Origin of the sequence: Klebsiella sp. 64, from assembly GCF_018223915.1 — a bacterium.
Classification (GTDB): Bacteria; Pseudomonadota; Gammaproteobacteria; order Enterobacterales; family Enterobacteriaceae; genus Klebsiella; species Klebsiella pneumoniae.
In genome coordinates this window covers 1-15523 of sequence record NZ_JAGRQZ010000024.1, presented here as the reverse complement: position 1 = coordinate 15523, position 15523 = coordinate 1, and the positions used below count along the sequence as shown (strand labels likewise).

General features: G+C 36.4%; 12 protein-coding genes and 2 pseudogenes. 10 read left to right on the top strand and 4 right to left on the bottom strand.

Annotated features, from left to right (window positions below):
- Positions 1-337 precede the first annotated feature (337 nt).
- Positions 338-1363: an IS110 family transposase gene (locus KHQ23_RS16875; protein ID WP_001101446.1), complete on the bottom strand. Its 1026-nt coding sequence runs from the start codon at positions 1361-1363 to the stop codon at positions 338-340.
- Positions 1364-2106: 743 nt separating this feature from the next.
- On the opposite strand from KHQ23_RS16875, the pseudogene KHQ23_RS16870 reads away from it, so the two are divergent.
- From KHQ23_RS16870 to KHQ23_RS16830, 9 genes and pseudogenes are all read left to right on the top strand, one after another.
- Positions 2107-2325: pseudogene (locus tag KHQ23_RS16870) on the top strand (polysaccharide export protein Wza); the annotation flags it as partial.
- 19 nt (positions 2326-2344) lie between these two features.
- Positions 2345-2761: pseudogene (locus KHQ23_RS16865) on the top strand (glycosyltransferase); the annotation flags it as partial.
- A 2-nt stretch (positions 2762-2763) separates the two neighbouring features.
- A complete protein-coding gene (locus KHQ23_RS16860; protein WP_049110297.1) occupies positions 2764-4251 on the top strand; it encodes a lipid II flippase MurJ in 1488 nt (495 codons plus the stop codon).
- A gap of 5 nt (positions 4252-4256) precedes the next feature.
- Positions 4257-5429, top strand: a complete 1173-nt coding sequence (locus tag KHQ23_RS16855; RefSeq protein ID WP_047694913.1) for a glycosyltransferase — start codon at positions 4257-4259, stop codon at positions 5427-5429.
- 11 nt (positions 5430-5440) lie between these two features.
- Positions 5441-6580 carry a glycosyltransferase family 4 protein gene (locus tag KHQ23_RS16850; RefSeq protein ID WP_059336845.1) on the top strand — a complete coding sequence of 380 codons (1140 nt, stop codon included), beginning with the start codon at positions 5441-5443 and terminating at the stop codon, positions 6578-6580.
- A 60-nt stretch (positions 6581-6640) separates the two neighbouring features.
- The gene (locus tag KHQ23_RS16845) at positions 6641-7891 is read left to right on the top strand and encodes a hypothetical protein (RefSeq protein ID WP_047694917.1); all 1251 of its coding nucleotides are present in this window, start codon (positions 6641-6643) and stop codon (positions 7889-7891) included.
- A gap of 16 nt (positions 7892-7907) precedes the next feature.
- Complete coding sequence (locus KHQ23_RS16840) at positions 7908-9332, top strand: mannose-1-phosphate guanylyltransferase/mannose-6-phosphate isomerase (RefSeq protein WP_059336844.1); 1425 nt, start codon at positions 7908-7910, stop codon at positions 9330-9332.
- Positions 9333-9342: 10 nt separating this feature from the next.
- Positions 9343-10719 (top strand): phosphomannomutase CpsG, encoded by a 1377-nt coding sequence (gene cpsG / locus KHQ23_RS16835; protein ID WP_211776972.1) that lies wholly within the window; start codon positions 9343-9345, stop codon positions 10717-10719.
- 55 nt (positions 10720-10774) lie between these two features.
- Positions 10775-11929, top strand: a complete 1155-nt coding sequence (locus tag KHQ23_RS16830; RefSeq protein ID WP_049110302.1) for a glycosyltransferase family 4 protein — start codon at positions 10775-10777, stop codon at positions 11927-11929.
- Positions 11930-12124: 195 nt separating this feature from the next.
- Here KHQ23_RS16830 and KHQ23_RS16825 read toward each other — a convergent pair whose 3' ends face one another.
- Positions 12125-13846, bottom strand: coding sequence for a hypothetical protein (locus KHQ23_RS16825; protein WP_059336843.1), 1722 nt, complete (start codon positions 13844-13846; stop codon positions 12125-12127).
- Positions 13847-13950: 104 nt separating this feature from the next.
- Here KHQ23_RS16825 and KHQ23_RS16820 point away from each other — a divergent pair, with 104 nt between their 5' ends.
- Positions 13951-14802 (top strand): acyltransferase, encoded by an 852-nt coding sequence (locus KHQ23_RS16820; protein ID WP_061361645.1) that lies wholly within the window; start codon positions 13951-13953, stop codon positions 14800-14802.
- A gap of 231 nt (positions 14803-15033) precedes the next feature.
- Here KHQ23_RS16820 and KHQ23_RS16815 read toward each other — a convergent pair whose 3' ends face one another.
- Positions 15034-15225, bottom strand: a complete 192-nt coding sequence (locus KHQ23_RS16815) for a SymE family type I addiction module toxin (RefSeq protein ID WP_052141459.1) — start codon at positions 15223-15225, stop codon at positions 15034-15036.
- Positions 15226-15307: 82 nt separating this feature from the next.
- The coding region (locus KHQ23_RS16810) for a transposase domain-containing protein (protein ID WP_211776973.1) at positions 15308-15523 on the bottom strand (216 nt) is incomplete at its 5' end.

Genomic DNA, 15523 nt, shown 5'->3' with positions numbered 1-15523 from the left:
AACGGTCTGCGTTGTCGGGAAGATACGTGATCTGATCCTTCAACTCAGCAAAAGTTCGATTTATTCATAGATGGTCGCCTCCTGTTTGCCAAGCTAAATATGTTGTGGTGGCTTTACTGGTCATCGATTGCAGCCATAGATCCGGACTTTGCCGAGGTGATGTAAAATACCTCTGTCCCTGATGGAATACGCTGATGGAGGCCTCTATCAACAAAGCGCTCTTTCAGGAGCCTTGAATAAACCGGGTTTTCCCCATCGCGGTCTGACCTGTCTTGCCATCACTTCATGCTTGCCTGGGCAATCGGTGGTGTTGTTTCTGTCTTACTGATTAAGCAACTTAAGCGCTTATTATTGGTGCACAATACTCCCGCTCTTTGGCCAGGAGCGCCCACACAGTCCGCGCATTCTTGTTAGCCAATGCTACCGAGGCAATGTTGTTATTCCGGCGCGCCATTAGCTGGTTAGCCCAGCTCGATACGGCATCCTGTTTATGTTTGGCCGACTGCAATACCGCCCTGGCACCATGGATAAGCAAGGTCCTCAAATAGGTATCACCTCGCTTGCTTATCCCGAGCAGGACTTGTTTACCCCCACTGGAGTGCTGACGTGGAACCAATCCGAGCCAGGCAGCCAGTTGTCGGCCATTCTCGAAATTGTTGGCTTTACCAATGGTCGCAATCAGCGCGCTGGCGGTAACAGGGCCAATACCAGGGATCTTGCCGATACGCTGGCAGAGAGCATTTTGCCGATAGCACTGCTCAATCTGCTTGTCGAGTGTAGCGATGACATCGAACAGGTACGCCATGTGGTGCTGTAGTAGACTCAGCTGTGTACGAAACAGGACGGGTAACGGGTTATCCGCATCTTCCACGAGCTCAGGTAATCGTCGCTGTAGCTGCTGGATACCTCGGGGGACGACAATGCCAAATTCGGCCAATAACCCCCTGATTTGATTGGCTTGTGCGGTTCGCTGTTTGATGAAGCTCTGACGACTCCGGTGAAGTGCCAATACGGCTTGCTGCTCAGCGGTTTTGACCGGCACGAACCGCATGTTAGGTCGAGTGACGGCTTCACAAATAGCTTCAGCGTCTGCAGCATCATGCTTATTGGTTTTAACATAGGGTTTGACGAACTGAGGGGCCATCAGTTTGACATTATGGCCCATCGATATCAGTTTATTGGCCCAGAAATGAGCAGATGCACAGGCCTCCATGCCGATCAAACAGGGTGGGATGTTGGCAAAAAAGGAGGCCATTTGTGCCCGTCTGAGTTGTTTGTTGAACAACCGTTTTCCGTGCTCGTCAACCCCATGGATCTGGAAAACGTTTTTTGCCAAATCGATTCCAATAGTTTTAACGTTCATGATAGCAGCGCTCCGTTCAATGAGTGACGATTTATCGTCCCACTGTGGCACAAGAGATGGGAGGCGACCATTCCATTAACAAAGCCGTACTGGTAATATATCGGGACAATAACGCTATGGTAATTGTGCCTTTGATTACGATTACCCGATATTACCGGTAACAACAAAATGCCGGTAATCGTGATTGTCCTTTCCTGGCCTGACAGGGGGCGTATAGTGATCCCCCCGGAAAACCGGGCTGTGGTTGTTACCGGTAATTCAGCATAGTACACCGGGCAGCAAATTTGTGAGCGATCGTGCTGTCGTGGTTAATAACCCGGTATGCGATCTGTGCCTGCTGCCGGGAGTGTATCCGGCTTTACTTCTTTCTTCCGACAATATGTTAGCAATGCGGTGCAGTGGACTGGTAGCTGATAAGCCAGGGGCGGTAGCGTGCCCGGATATCGGTTTTCGGTATAAATGCGGTGTTGTTGACTGTTAATCTGTGAAATTATCACTTTCCGGCAATAACCATCGGTAAATGGTTGTATTTTAGTCTGGTATCCCGCCTGGGTTGCCAGTATGGTTAGGCATGCCGGCTGGCAGGCCGTAGTTCACACAGTGAATGAAGGTATCCTCGGGTGAGTAGTGTATTGAGTCTTATTGTGGCGCACAGTAAATGTTGTGCGGATTTATGGGCATTGGCGACTGGCCGCGGTACGGCAGCCAGAGCATTAATTAGAAATAAAGATGGTGTGTGAACCATGGAAAAACGATTAGTGAAACTGACTGCACTGGCGCTGGCTGTGGGGCTATTAAGCGGCTGTACCGTCGTCCCGGGGCAGGGGCTGAGTACTTCAGGCAAGGATGTTATTCATCCGACAGACAGCGATTACGATATTGATAAGCTGGTGAACGTATATCCGATGACGCCATCGCTGCTTAACCAGCTGCGCCCGGCTAAAGTTATTTCGCACGCTAACTAATAATTCTTATTATTTAGTCTGTGGTGATGGAGAGGAAGCTGGACGTCTAAGTCAATTAGCATCTGATTTAGGTATTTCAAAAAATATAATTTTTCTAGGAGGAAAAGAACGTTGTGAGTTAGCGAGGTTAATGCAGGCGTCGGATGTTTTTGTATTTTTAACTAAACGGGTTGAAGGTTTGCCACTGAATGTCCTTGAGGCAATGAGTTCAGGGTTACCTGTAATTATTTCTAAGCATCTAACTTTTTCTGCATCGGATAAAGTTATTAAGGTAAATCCGGAAGAATATAAGGATATTGCTAGCGAAATCTATGGTTTATTGAAATCTTATGATAGAGAGAAACGCTTTTCATATATTTTAGCACAAAATACACTGTCCTATGCTACTGATAGGTATTTACAGTTAATATATACTGATAAAGTCAGGAAATAAAAGTGAAAAAAGCCATACAGCAAATTCTTAGCGGTAATATTCTTTCTAAAGCATTAGGTCTTCTCAGGGAAGTCTTAATGTCAAAGTATTTTGGGACTGGAGAGATTAATGGCGGGTACAGGATTGCTCAATCAGGTACTTTAGTTCCCATAAACTTCATGACTAGTGATAGTTTGAATTCAGCATTTATTCCTCTCTACAAAAAATATTTATTGGAAGATCAGAATAAAGCAAATACATTTAAATGGTGTATGTTCTTTATTTTTCTGATGATATCAATGTTGATTTTTTGTATTTTATTTTTTTATTCACCATTTTGGGTATCAATATTGGCTCCTGGTATTGATGAGAAAACAAAAATAATATCTGTTTCATTATTAAAGATCATGGCGGTTTGTTGCCCATTTTATCTTTGCTCGGCTCTCATGAATTATGTTTCAATGGCGCACGATGATTTTAAGCCCATGTCTATGAGGAATCCTGTTCAAAATGTTGGTATGTTACTAGGGGCGGTAACTGCATATTATTTTGATAAATATGAGCTTTTAGCATGGGGGTTTACTGGTAGCTATATTTATTTTTTTGTTTGGTCTTTATTAAGAAAAAATTCTGATGTTATTTTGGCTAGGCCAAAAAAGTTAGTTGCAGTAGATATAAGACTTGTGTTGAATGATTTTTGGAAGGTGCTAAGGCCATTATTATTATTACCAATTATACTGCAAGGTAATATCACTCTGGAGCGTGCTCTTTCATCTCTGGTCGGTTTAGATGCTATATCATCTTTGGATTATGCTAAATTTATAACTGAAACAGTAATATTCTTTCTTTCTGTACCTATTGCGTTTGCAGGTTTATCTGCGTGGTCAGGGCTGACAAGTGAAGATATTAAGGAAAAGTTGAGTAAAATTTATACTTTGCTAGTTATATTAGGTATGTCTGTTTCGTTTTTCTTAATGTGCTACTCGAAATCTATAGTTATAGTTCTATTTCAGCGAGGAGCATTCGATACTACATCAGTAGAAATGACCTCATCATATCTTCAAGGTATGAGCATTGGATTATGGGCTCAAGTAATTGGTTATATTTTTATTAAAGCGCTAAGCGCGCAACTACGAAACAAGCAAGTATTGATTGTGATGATTTTGTCGTTGTTTGGAAATGCAATAGTTAACATCATTACTTATAAATCATTTGGTGCTTTTGGTATAGGATTAGGATGTTCTGCTTATGGCTTATTTCTCCTGCTGACTAGTGCTTTTTTTCTTGGATTACATAAAAATTTACATAGTTCGGTTCTTAAAATGGCAGCAGGGATTATAATTTATGGCATTTTTTATAAAATATATGGTTCGGTGAGTCATAGTGCTTTTGAAGTAGTTAATCTATTTGTTAACTCGATCGTTTTCTTCTGTTTTTTTGTTATATGGATTTTCTCTTTCAAAGAGTTAAGATTTAGTTTTCTAAATTTATTTAATAAAAAAAAGGCGTAATTTCAATGAAAGAAGATATAGTTGTACTATCAACAGCTGATTGGGATAATCCATTTTGGACTAATAAGCAGCATGTCACAGTTGAGTTAGCTAAGCGCGGGCACCGTGTTCTTTATATCGAGTCACTGGGGCTAAGACAACCAAGTATAAATAAAAAAGATTTGAGCAGAATTTATCGACGTATAATAAAAGGTATTAAGCCTCCCAGAAAAGTCAGAGATAACATCTGGGTTTGGTCACCTATATCTATACCGTTCAATAAATTTTCTTTTATTCGTGTTATTAATAAAATACTACTGAGTTCAACATTAAAGATTTGGTCATCTTTTATAGGCTTCAAAAAACCCATGTTATGGACTTATAATCCTCTAACAACTCGATTTTTGAATGTTGAAAATTTTAATTATTCTGTATATCACTGCGTTGATGAAATTAAAGCTCAGCCAGGTATGCCCGTAGATATTTTAGAAAATGCAGAAGAAGATTTAGTCCGAAGAGTAAATATTACTTTTGTCACATCACCAACTTTACTTAAAACACGTAAAGTATGGAGCAATAATGTATACTACTTTTCTAATGTTGCAGATTATGAGCATTTCAATATAGCTAAAGATGAGTCGCTGGGAATTCCTGACGATATGAGAGATATAAAAAAACCAGTTTTAGGATTTATAGGTGCAATTAGTGGTTATAAAGTTAATTTTCCGTTATTGGCTGCTATTGCTGATGCTCATCCAGAATGGTCTATAGTTTTAATTGGGGACATAGGTGAAGGCGATCCATCGACAGATGCCAAACTTCTTAATGATAAAGTTAATATACATATAATAGGCGCTCGTCCATATAAGCAACTACCAGCATATTTAAAAGCGATGGATGTTGCCCTCTTACCTAATAATATTAATGAATATACAGCATCTATGTTCCCAATGAAGTTTTTCGAGTATCTATCTGCAGGAAAAAATGTTGTAAGTGTAGACCTCGTTTCTATAAAAGAGTTTTCTGGGTGTGTAAAGATAGCTAGTAGTAGTGAAGATTTTATAGCCGCTATAGAAGAGATCCTCGCAGGAGACGTGATTGCACCAGAGAAAATTGATCTTTTAGCTAAGGAGTATACATATGCTTCACGAACAGAAAAAATGTTTAAATTAATTGAATCTGATAAATCTGATAAATAGATAGAGGAATTATGTACAGTTTCCCAATTATTGTCCAAATATCTCGCGATGCCGGTGATACAGGTGGTGGTCGAGTTGTCACTGAAACAAGCAAATGTATGGCCAAAAAAGGTTATAAAGTGATTATAATCACTGATGCCGAATGTGCTGTCTCGGAAGATAACATTACTTTGAAATATACTCTATTCGGTAATAAATTAAAGAAATGGGTGCCTGGTAATAAGTTAACTAAAACGATAAGACACTTCACGCAAATGTTTCTTTTTTCATTTTTATCATGTATTGAGTTATTTAAAATAAAAGGTGACAAAATTGTTCTTAATCATAATTTAGAGAGCTTTTGTGGAGATGTATATGTATTACATAATGTTTTTTGTTTCGAGAATAACGAAAAGCCATTTCTATTAAAAACAAAGAGGTTTTTTAATCCAGTATTTCTTTTTAGAAGTGCAAGAGAGCGTTATCTCCTGGCAACAGCTAAAAATAAAAAAATAATAGCAGTTTCAAAAAAAACATTAGATGAGGCTGCGAGATATTGTAATAGAAAGTCAGATTTAGTCTATATAAATAATGGTGTTAATCTTGAAGAGTTTCCTTTCCGCGAACATACAATTGATGACCATTGTTTTAATATTATATTTGTTGGGCATGAGTTTGAAAGAAAAGGGTTAAAATTTATCATTGAAAGTTTAACCCTGTTGCCGGAACAAGTAAAACTTAATGTAGTTGGTGGTGCAGGTAGTAACCAGAAAAAATATGAGGATCTGGCTAAGCAATTACATGTCTCTCACAGAGTCAAATTTTGGGGGACGTTGCTTGGGGAGCAGTTGGTTCAACTGTATCATCGTTCACATGTGTTTGCTCTACCAAGTTCATATGAAGCTTGGCCACTAGTTGGTTTGGAAAGCATGTCTTGTGGTTTACCTGTCTTAATGACTAGAGTGGGAGGTATTCCTGAATATCTATCTGATGGATATAATGGATACTTTATTAATATATCTTCCGAAGATATTGCAGAGAAAATAATGTTACTTATCAACAACGTTGATAAATATTCAAGTCTATCTCTAAATGCAAGAAATACAGCAATGCAACACTCTTGGAATGTTGGTGCTGAGAAGTACCTAGATATTATAAAGAAGTGTATTTAATAATTTTGATTATTGGTCGTTATTATGTTGATTATATAATTTTTGATAAAAAGGTTTGAAATGATAAATATATACACATCAGCTAATAAAACCACGTCACTTAGCATGGCTAGGGCTGTGTTTGTTATATTTCTTCTTTGGAGTACTTTTTATGCACCATTAAAATGGATTCTCAATCTTGCAGGTGTCGGTTTTTTATTTTATATACCAAAATTTGCGTTATTAATAAGTATCATTGTTAGTGTTTTTTTGACTAGAAAAATAAATAAGCAAACAGTATTTTTTATTATTGCTGTTTTTATTTCCTCTATATATGGTCTATATGTATTTGGTAATTTATCACAGGTTTTATTTTGTATTTATATTCTAGTACCATTTGCCTTTGGTCTGTACTATGGAGAAAAACTGATTAATGGCGGTATGTACAAGACACTTATTATCATATGGGCAATGATATCTATCGGTGTACTGCTAAATGTTGTAATCCAATATCCATGGGCTGGTGCGGTAATGGATATTGATGGGGGGGCAATTTATATTGCAAAGGAATGGACTACATATGATGTTACTCGTTATGCTGGTTTCTCTGTAGCATCTTATTCAGTTGCGACTCAACTTCTTGCAATTGGTGTTTATCTTATCTGTGTCGCCAAAACAAAAAAAATCAAAGTGATATTTTTTGTCGTTACTTTTATCTTACTTGTTTTAACCACAACTAAAGGTGCTATTTTTTCTTTAGCAGCAGTGGGGCTTCTATTGTTTTTTTATACGAATAAAAAAATCATGCTCCATAAAATATTAATAATCGTGCTGATTATTGATATTATACTTCCTATTTTATCCCTTTCGTATTCTGACTCTTTGGTGTATAGCGGTAATCGAGGTGGGTCATGGTTACTTACTACTGAAACTATTTATGAGCGCATGACATGGATGTGGCCTGAATCTTTATCTTTTATTTTACATAAAGGTAATGTCATTATGGGGGCTGGAATGGGAGGGATAGGTACAGCATTATCATTGTTTTATCAGCAATTCGATGAAAATGCTTTACGCTTCGCTTCTGCTGACAATATATTCATATATACATTTGGTCTGTTTGGGGTTTTGGGAGTAATTGCTTTATTTGTTTTATGTAAAAAAGCATCTAAAATCAATTGGCAAGATGATCTCTCTATTTACGTATATATGAGCACATTAAGTATGCTTTTATTTGGATTGGTCGGTGCTCCTTTTGAAAGAGAGTTTTGGCTTGTATTTTTAGGAATAACAATCCAAATTGCTTTTAAAAATACTAATCAAGCTAAATAATTATTGGGGGTGATGTTTGATTTATCCTGTTATTATGGCCGGTGGTACCGGTAGTCGTTTATGGCCGATGTCTAGAGAATTGTATCCGAAACAATTCTTGAGGTTAAGCGGAAATGACTCAATGCTGCAAGAAACTATTAACCGATTGATTGGTTTAGATACTAAAGAGCCATTAGTTATCTGTAATGAGCAGCATCGTTTTTTAGTCGCAGAGCAATTACGTCAAAATAATCAGTTATCCAAAAATATTATTTTAGAACCTTCTGGAAGAAATACAGCACCAGCTATAGCTTTGGCCGCAATTAACGCAACTATGTCAATGGATGATGATCCACTTCTTTTGGTTTTGGCTGCGGATCATATTATACAGAATAAAAAATCTTTTCATGATGCTATTAAAAATGCTATTCCTCATGCTGAGCGAGGAAAGCTTGTTACTTTTGGAATAATTGCAAAATCACCTGAAACGGGGTATGGATATATACAAAGAGGTGAAGAAGTTAATGAAGATTCATCTATTGCGTATAAGGTGAAAAGATTTGTAGAAAAACCTGATTTAGATACTGCCAAGTTATATTTAAGCAGTAATGATTATTATTGGAACAGTGGAATGTTTCTTTTCCGTGCAAAGCGATATCTCGAAGAGCTTTCTACCCACAGACCTGATATTTTAGCTGCTTGCCAGCAAGCAATGGCTGGCCAGTCTTCTGATTCTTCGCAAAATTTTATTCGTGTTGATAAAGATTCATTTATGAAATGTCCCGATGAATCAATTGATTATGCTGTTATGGAGAAAACTTCTTCGGCTATTGTTGTTCCATTGGATGCAGGTTGGAGCGATGTTGGTTCTTGGTCTGCTTTATGGGATGTGAACGATAAAGATGAGCAAGACAATGCTCTCAAAGGTGATGTGTTTGTTCACGATACTAAAGATTGCTATATCAATACTGAAGAACAGTTCGTGGCTGCTGTCGGAGTTGAGAATCTTGTAATTGTCAGTACTAAGGATGCAATTCTTGTTATTGATAAATCTAAAGTTCAAAATGTCAAAGAAATAGTAAAATACTTGAAAGAACATGGTCGCCGTGAATCTCGTTTACATCGTGAATCTTATAGCCCATGGGGACGAAGTGACCAGATAGTACGTTCATCTCGCTATAACATTAATAAAGTTACCGTAAAGCCGGGTGGTAAATTTTCTTTGCAATTACATTATCATCGTGCCGAGCACTGGGTTGTATTGTCTGGGACAGCTCAGGTAACACTTAATGAAAAAGTATTTATATTGACTGAAAATCAATCAACATTTATTCCCATTGGTTCACAACATATGTTGGAGAATCCAGGAAAGATTCCGCTAGAGTTGCTTGAAATCCAATCAGGTTCATATCTAGGTGAAGACGATATTATTAGAATCAAAGATCATTATGGAATAATGTAAAGAGGTAAGTATGTCTTCTAAATTAACATGTTTCAAAGCATATGATATTCGTGGTAAGTTAGGTGAAGAACTCAATGATAACATTGCCTATCGAATTGGTCGTGCATACGGAGAGTTTCTCAAACCTAAGACGGTGGTAATTGGTGGTGATGTCAGACTGACTAGTGAAAGTCTCAAGCTATCTTTGGCTAATGGTTTGCAAGACTCTGGAGTAGATGTTATCGATATTGGCCTCTGCGGAACAGAGGAAATATATTTTGAAACTTCATATTTGAATGTCGATGGCGGCATAGAAGTTACGGCCAGTCATAATCCTATAGATTATAACGGAATGAAACTTGTAAGGGAGCAATCGAGACCAATAAGTGGGGATACTGGATTGCATGACATTCAGCGAATTGCTGAATGTAATAACTTTGCGAAGGTAGAACAAAATCAAAGAGGATTTTATCAAAAAAATAATATTCTTGATGCATACATTGATAAATTATTAAGTTATGTAGACTTTAGTAAATTTACACGGCCTCTTAGATTTGTTTTTAATTCTGGAAATGGGGCGGCTGGTCATGTGATTGATGCAATCGAGAGCCGGTTTTTAACGGCTAAAGTTCCAGTTGAGTTTATTAAGATTCATCACAGTCCTGATGGTAACTTTCCCAACGGTATTCCAAATCCTTTATTACCAGAATGCCGTAAAGATACTACTGAAGCTATTATAAAGTATAATGCTGATATGGGAATTGCCTTTGATGGTGACTTTGATAGATGTTTTTTATTTGATGAGCACGGTCAATTTATTGAGGGATATTATATTGTGGGTCTATTGGCGGCAGCTTTTCTTGAAAAGCATCCCGGCTCACGTATTATCCATGATCCGCGGTTAAGTTGGAATACAATTGATATTGTGACTAAAGCCGGGGGAGTGCCTATTTTATCCAAAACAGGACACGCTTTTATTAAAGAAAGAATGAGGGAAGAGGATGCAATATATGGTGGAGAGATGAGTGCACATCATTATTTTCGTGACTTTTCCTACTGTGATAGTGGGATGATACCATGGTTATTAGTGTCAGAACTTCTTTGTGTTAAAAATCAAACTCTCGGACAATTGGTTGCTGATCGCATGGCTGCATACCCTGCATCTGGAGAAATAAATAGTGTCTTATCTGATGCTAAATCTGCAATAGAGAGAGTTAGATTGAACTATCAATCAGACGCTAATATTATTGATAACACAGATGGTGTTAGTATAGAGTATGATGATTGGCGTTTTAATTTGAGGAGTTCTAATACTGAGCCAGTAGTTAGGCTTAATGTTGAGTCAAGAAATGATATTGATTTAATGCTTAACAAAAAAGAAGAAATATTACGTTTGTTGCGTGGCTGAGTTTTGAAAGTATGCCTGTTGATGTTTTACCCAACGTATTCGGTTGATGGAAAATATGAATTCTAATTTAGATGTTGGTATAGTTGGTGATTGGTTTGTTACGTATGCTGGTTCAGAAAAGGTTGTAGCTGAGTTTTTGAATGTTTTTCCTGATGCTAGTCTTTATGCTGTTGTTGATTTCCTTTCCGCAGAAAATAAAAAACACTTCAAAAATAAAGATATTACAACTACGTTTATTCAAAAATTACCTAAGTCAAAAAGCAAATATCAGAGTTACTTACCATTAATGCCACTTGCCATAGAGCAACTTGATGTGTCAAAGCACGATGTAATTTTATCAAGTAGTCATGCTGTTGCTAAAGGGGTATTGACTGGACCAGATCAACTTCACATTAGCTATGTTCATTCACCGATACGTTATGCATGGGATCTGCAACATCAGTACCTTCGTGAGGCTGGCATGTCTAATGGGTTGAAAAGCCTCTTAGCCCGTATAGTTCTTCATAAAATGAGAATTTGGGATTGTCGTACAGCTAATAGTGTCGATCATTTTATTGCTAACTCTCAGTTTATTGCTCGTCGTATAAAAAAATTCTACGGCCGTGACGCTGATGTCATTTATCCACCAGTTGATGTAGAGCGATTTACTTTAAATGAGAATAAGGAAAATTATTACTTTACTGCTTCTAGACTAGTTCCTTATAAACGTATTGATGTAATTGTCGAAGCATTTAGCCATATGCCTGATAAACGGCTCGTTGTTGTTGGGGATGGTCCTGAGATGGCGAAAATTAAGTCAAAGGCAACCAAAAACATTGAAATATTGGGCTATCAGTCCAATGAGGTAATGCTTAAACATATGCAAAGTGCAAAAGCCTTTGTGTTTGCAGCTGAAGAGGACTTTGGTATAACACCTGTTGAAGCTCAGGCATGTGGAACTCCTGTTATCGCTTTTGGTAAAGGAGGCTCTTTAGAAACTGTGCGACCATATGGGCAAGATAATCCGACTGGAATGTTTTTTAGCCAACAAAAGATAAATGATATTATTGATTCTGTAAATAGCTTCGAGAAAACTAGTGAAGTATTTACCCCAGCGAATTGCCGTATGCATGCTCAAAAGTTTTCAGTCGCTAGATTTAATCAACAAATTGACAATTATGTAACTGAAAAGTGGAATGAATTCAAAGAAAAGAAAAGAGTTATTTACTGATAATTTCTATCATTTAGATATTTTTTCATCATGGTTTTTTTATATTACCTTTAGATGATTGCATGAATAATATATAGCGTTTTTTAAATATGTTTTTAGATGATTATGTATTCAGATGTTGTGTTGAGCTTCTGACATGTCAATGGCAACCTGTGAATTAATTAGCATGGCGAGTAATACTCGCCATGCTAATTTTTAATATTGTTCAACAGTCCAGTCATTAGCAATCATTTGCGAATTTTTGTTTTTAAAATCTTGCCGTAAACCTGAAATTAAAATTAGGTTAGTTCCCAGTGGTGATGTTAGGTTTTTACCAAAACGAATCCATGTATTATGTTTGTTAGGTAATGTTATTATGTCTTTTTGTATTTCTTTCCCTTTACTATCTATGTATGAGATTTCAACGAAAGATTTCTCTGTTTTCTCTGTCAGAAATACGTTTCCTGATATTGAGAATTTTTTGTTTTGCCTGATTTTTGCTTCGTAGTGTTCTTTTTCTGTAGGGTTGAGAAATATGCTATGGTCTGAAAAAGACCATTCTGGTATTTCCTTTACTAAATTATCTCTGTTACTTTCTGTTGCTATTATTAAATTTTGCGAAAGGCTAAATACGTTAAAATAATCATTCTCTGATGATTCCAACGATATTCCATCAAATGTACAGTTTATGTTTTTGTCTATCACATTGATTAAATTGGATTTTTTTCTATCCGCAGATGTACTATAAATGGGGATTTTTATATCTCTGATGGTTAATCTAGATGATTTGTTTTTACTTTTAAATGTACCGATAGTTAATGGTATGTTGTTTGTGAAATACCAGTCACATCCAATTATATCTATATAAAAACTTGCTCTTTCACTATTAACTGTGAATTGTTCTTGCTCCCCATTATCTTCAAAGTGGCATTGGTTATATCTCCATATACCTTTAGCTTCTGGATTGTTTATTGTTAATACCTTGCTGCAATAATCAAATGAACATTTATTGAAGTTAATCTCGCAGCTACCATGGATATGACGAATTGCTATTGCATTATTACAACCATTAAATATACATTCTGTGAATGATTGGTTTTCGCAAGCATTATATTTTTTGTTAACTGTTATAAATGTTGTTTTTTCATTATTTCTTCCTCGGAAGATGCATTTTGTGAATGATATACACCATTCGTTATCTCCAAATAAAACGCTATTATCAAAATTATTAACTGCTATATGCTCAAATGAAACACCAGGAGTGCTTTTGTTTTTTTCTTGATTTATTATAATTCCATTAATTCCCTTTTTACCTTCTATCACTAGATTTGACATTTTGTGTATTAATGCATTCCATACTTCACCTGATGAATTATCATCTCCTTTAACTATTATAGCGTATTCATTCTCCTTGCAGTTACTGAAGTTAAATATTGCTTCGCCATTTCCAATTATAGAGTATTTTTGAGGGTTCCACTCTAAGGGTGTTTTGAAATTATATCTTCCCGGCTCTATAATTAAATTTATTTTATTTTCTTCACAAAATAACAACGCGTTATTTTTTGCATTATCGTCGTTTTCTATTGATCCATCTGCACCAAATTCTGAAAGTGAGATAGTTCCTTTTATTATTCTTTTGAATCTGGCTCCTGTTTTTGTGACAAAGCAGGAGCCTCCATTATCAGGTGTTGCTTCATCTTTATCATCATAGTAAAAATATCCTCCTCCTGTAATGGGTTTATTATTCCCATAATAAGAAACTAAGTATATTATTTGGTTGTTATGTTGAGCTCCTAGTTGTCTTAATTCATTGATATTATTACATGTGATTATATTGTTATTGTGAAATATTTTTTGCTCTGTACTTTGTGATTTAGATGATACGATTAGTCCGCCAGATAGTAATGCGATTTTTGTAAGCAATTCTCTTCGTTTCATATGCTGACCCTCCTGTTATAGCTTTGTATTTATTATATAGCTTATCGCACAATGCGTGAATTTTTAATGCTGTAAATTTTATTTACTTAAAGGGGTGTAATTAAGTGAGAAATTTCTCTATAGACAAAGCTAAAATTTTAGCAGCCTTTTGCATTGTCTTGGTGCATTCTGGTACTTACCCAGAGTTTGGATATTATTTGGGCGGGGTTTTTGGCAATATCTCTCGCTGGGCTCTTCCATTCTTCTTTCTTACATCTGGATATTATTTTGGTCTTTCTAATGCTTTTGATATTACAAAACGTGTGAATAAATTAATATCAATTCTTTTTTGGATATCTTTAATTTATTTGCCTTTGAGGGTGATTAAATCGTTTTTATCTTCTGGTAGTATTGGGAATAGTATATTTTCTTTAAATTCATTTGTTGGCGGTGTTTACTTTCATCTTTGGTTTTTAGTTTCTCTTGTTGTGGCTTTTTTGATTTTAGGATATGCCATTAATAATGGTAGTCGTTTATCAGTTGCATTTTTTTCTGTTGTATTGATAGCTTTGTTTTGGGTTTTTGATATTGTTAATTCGTCAGGGACAAAAACTGAAGCCTATTACCTTTTTAGGTTGTTATTTGCATTTCCCATTTTTTTTATTGGATTTAAGTTTGCTAAAAATAACTATCTTCAGCGTTTTTCTTCATTTAATTATATTGTGATGATTTTTTTTGGTTTAGTTTTTGTTGTTTCTGAAACTTCTTTTTTATATTTTAAATATGGATTTGATTTACATGAAAGGCAGTTTCCTTTAGGGGTTTTACTTATTTCTGTGGGCGTTCTAGGCTTGTGCTTGACGAATATATCTAATAATAAGTCGTATTTTTCTTTATGCGGTGAAAAATATTCTTTAGGTGTGTATTTATTACACCCGCTATTTCTTGTGTTTTTCAGCGATATATCAAAAAAATAGGATTGAATTTGTCAGTATTAAGTCTCTGTTTTGCTTTCTTCGGTTCCTTGTTTTTGATGGTTATTATTGAAAGATATTTTAGCTGGTTTTATTCAAAGATTAATGGCATTGGTGTGAAATAGTTTTTGCTTTTTCTGAGTTAATTTGTTGGGCATATTAACTATTGTACATGATTAGAGGTATGTTTTTCAGTTATTACTGAGGCCATTTTTATGGCTTCAGTAATCTCCACTAAACTCCATTTACCCTGGCTATTTCTCTTATCTGTACCTGCCTTGCCATCAGCACAATACACCCGTCCATCACCCGCACTTCCATCTCGGCACCCACGTTAAAACCGGCGGCCTCCAGCCATAATCCCTTTAATCGGATTGCGGGCATCTGCACAAAATCCTGATACCGGCACGCATAACTCACTTTCATTAGCCGCACATTTACCTTTGCACCTTCAGATCTTTTCCCGTAAGCGCCCTTAAATCAGCACCCTTGTAAACTATGACTTAGCTTAATCCAGCTTTACATTCCATGGCAGCAGTAGTTCAAGTTTCTCAAGCGTGTCGGCAGTCGCGATGTGGTCCAGAATATGTTTGATGTAGGCTTGCGGTTCTAAGTTATTGGCTTTGGCCGTTTCAATTAATGAGTAACAAGCAGCACTGGCTTCTGCGCCTTTGCGTGTGTCAGCGAATAGCCAGTTTTTACGGCACTGTTGCAAATAGTCGGT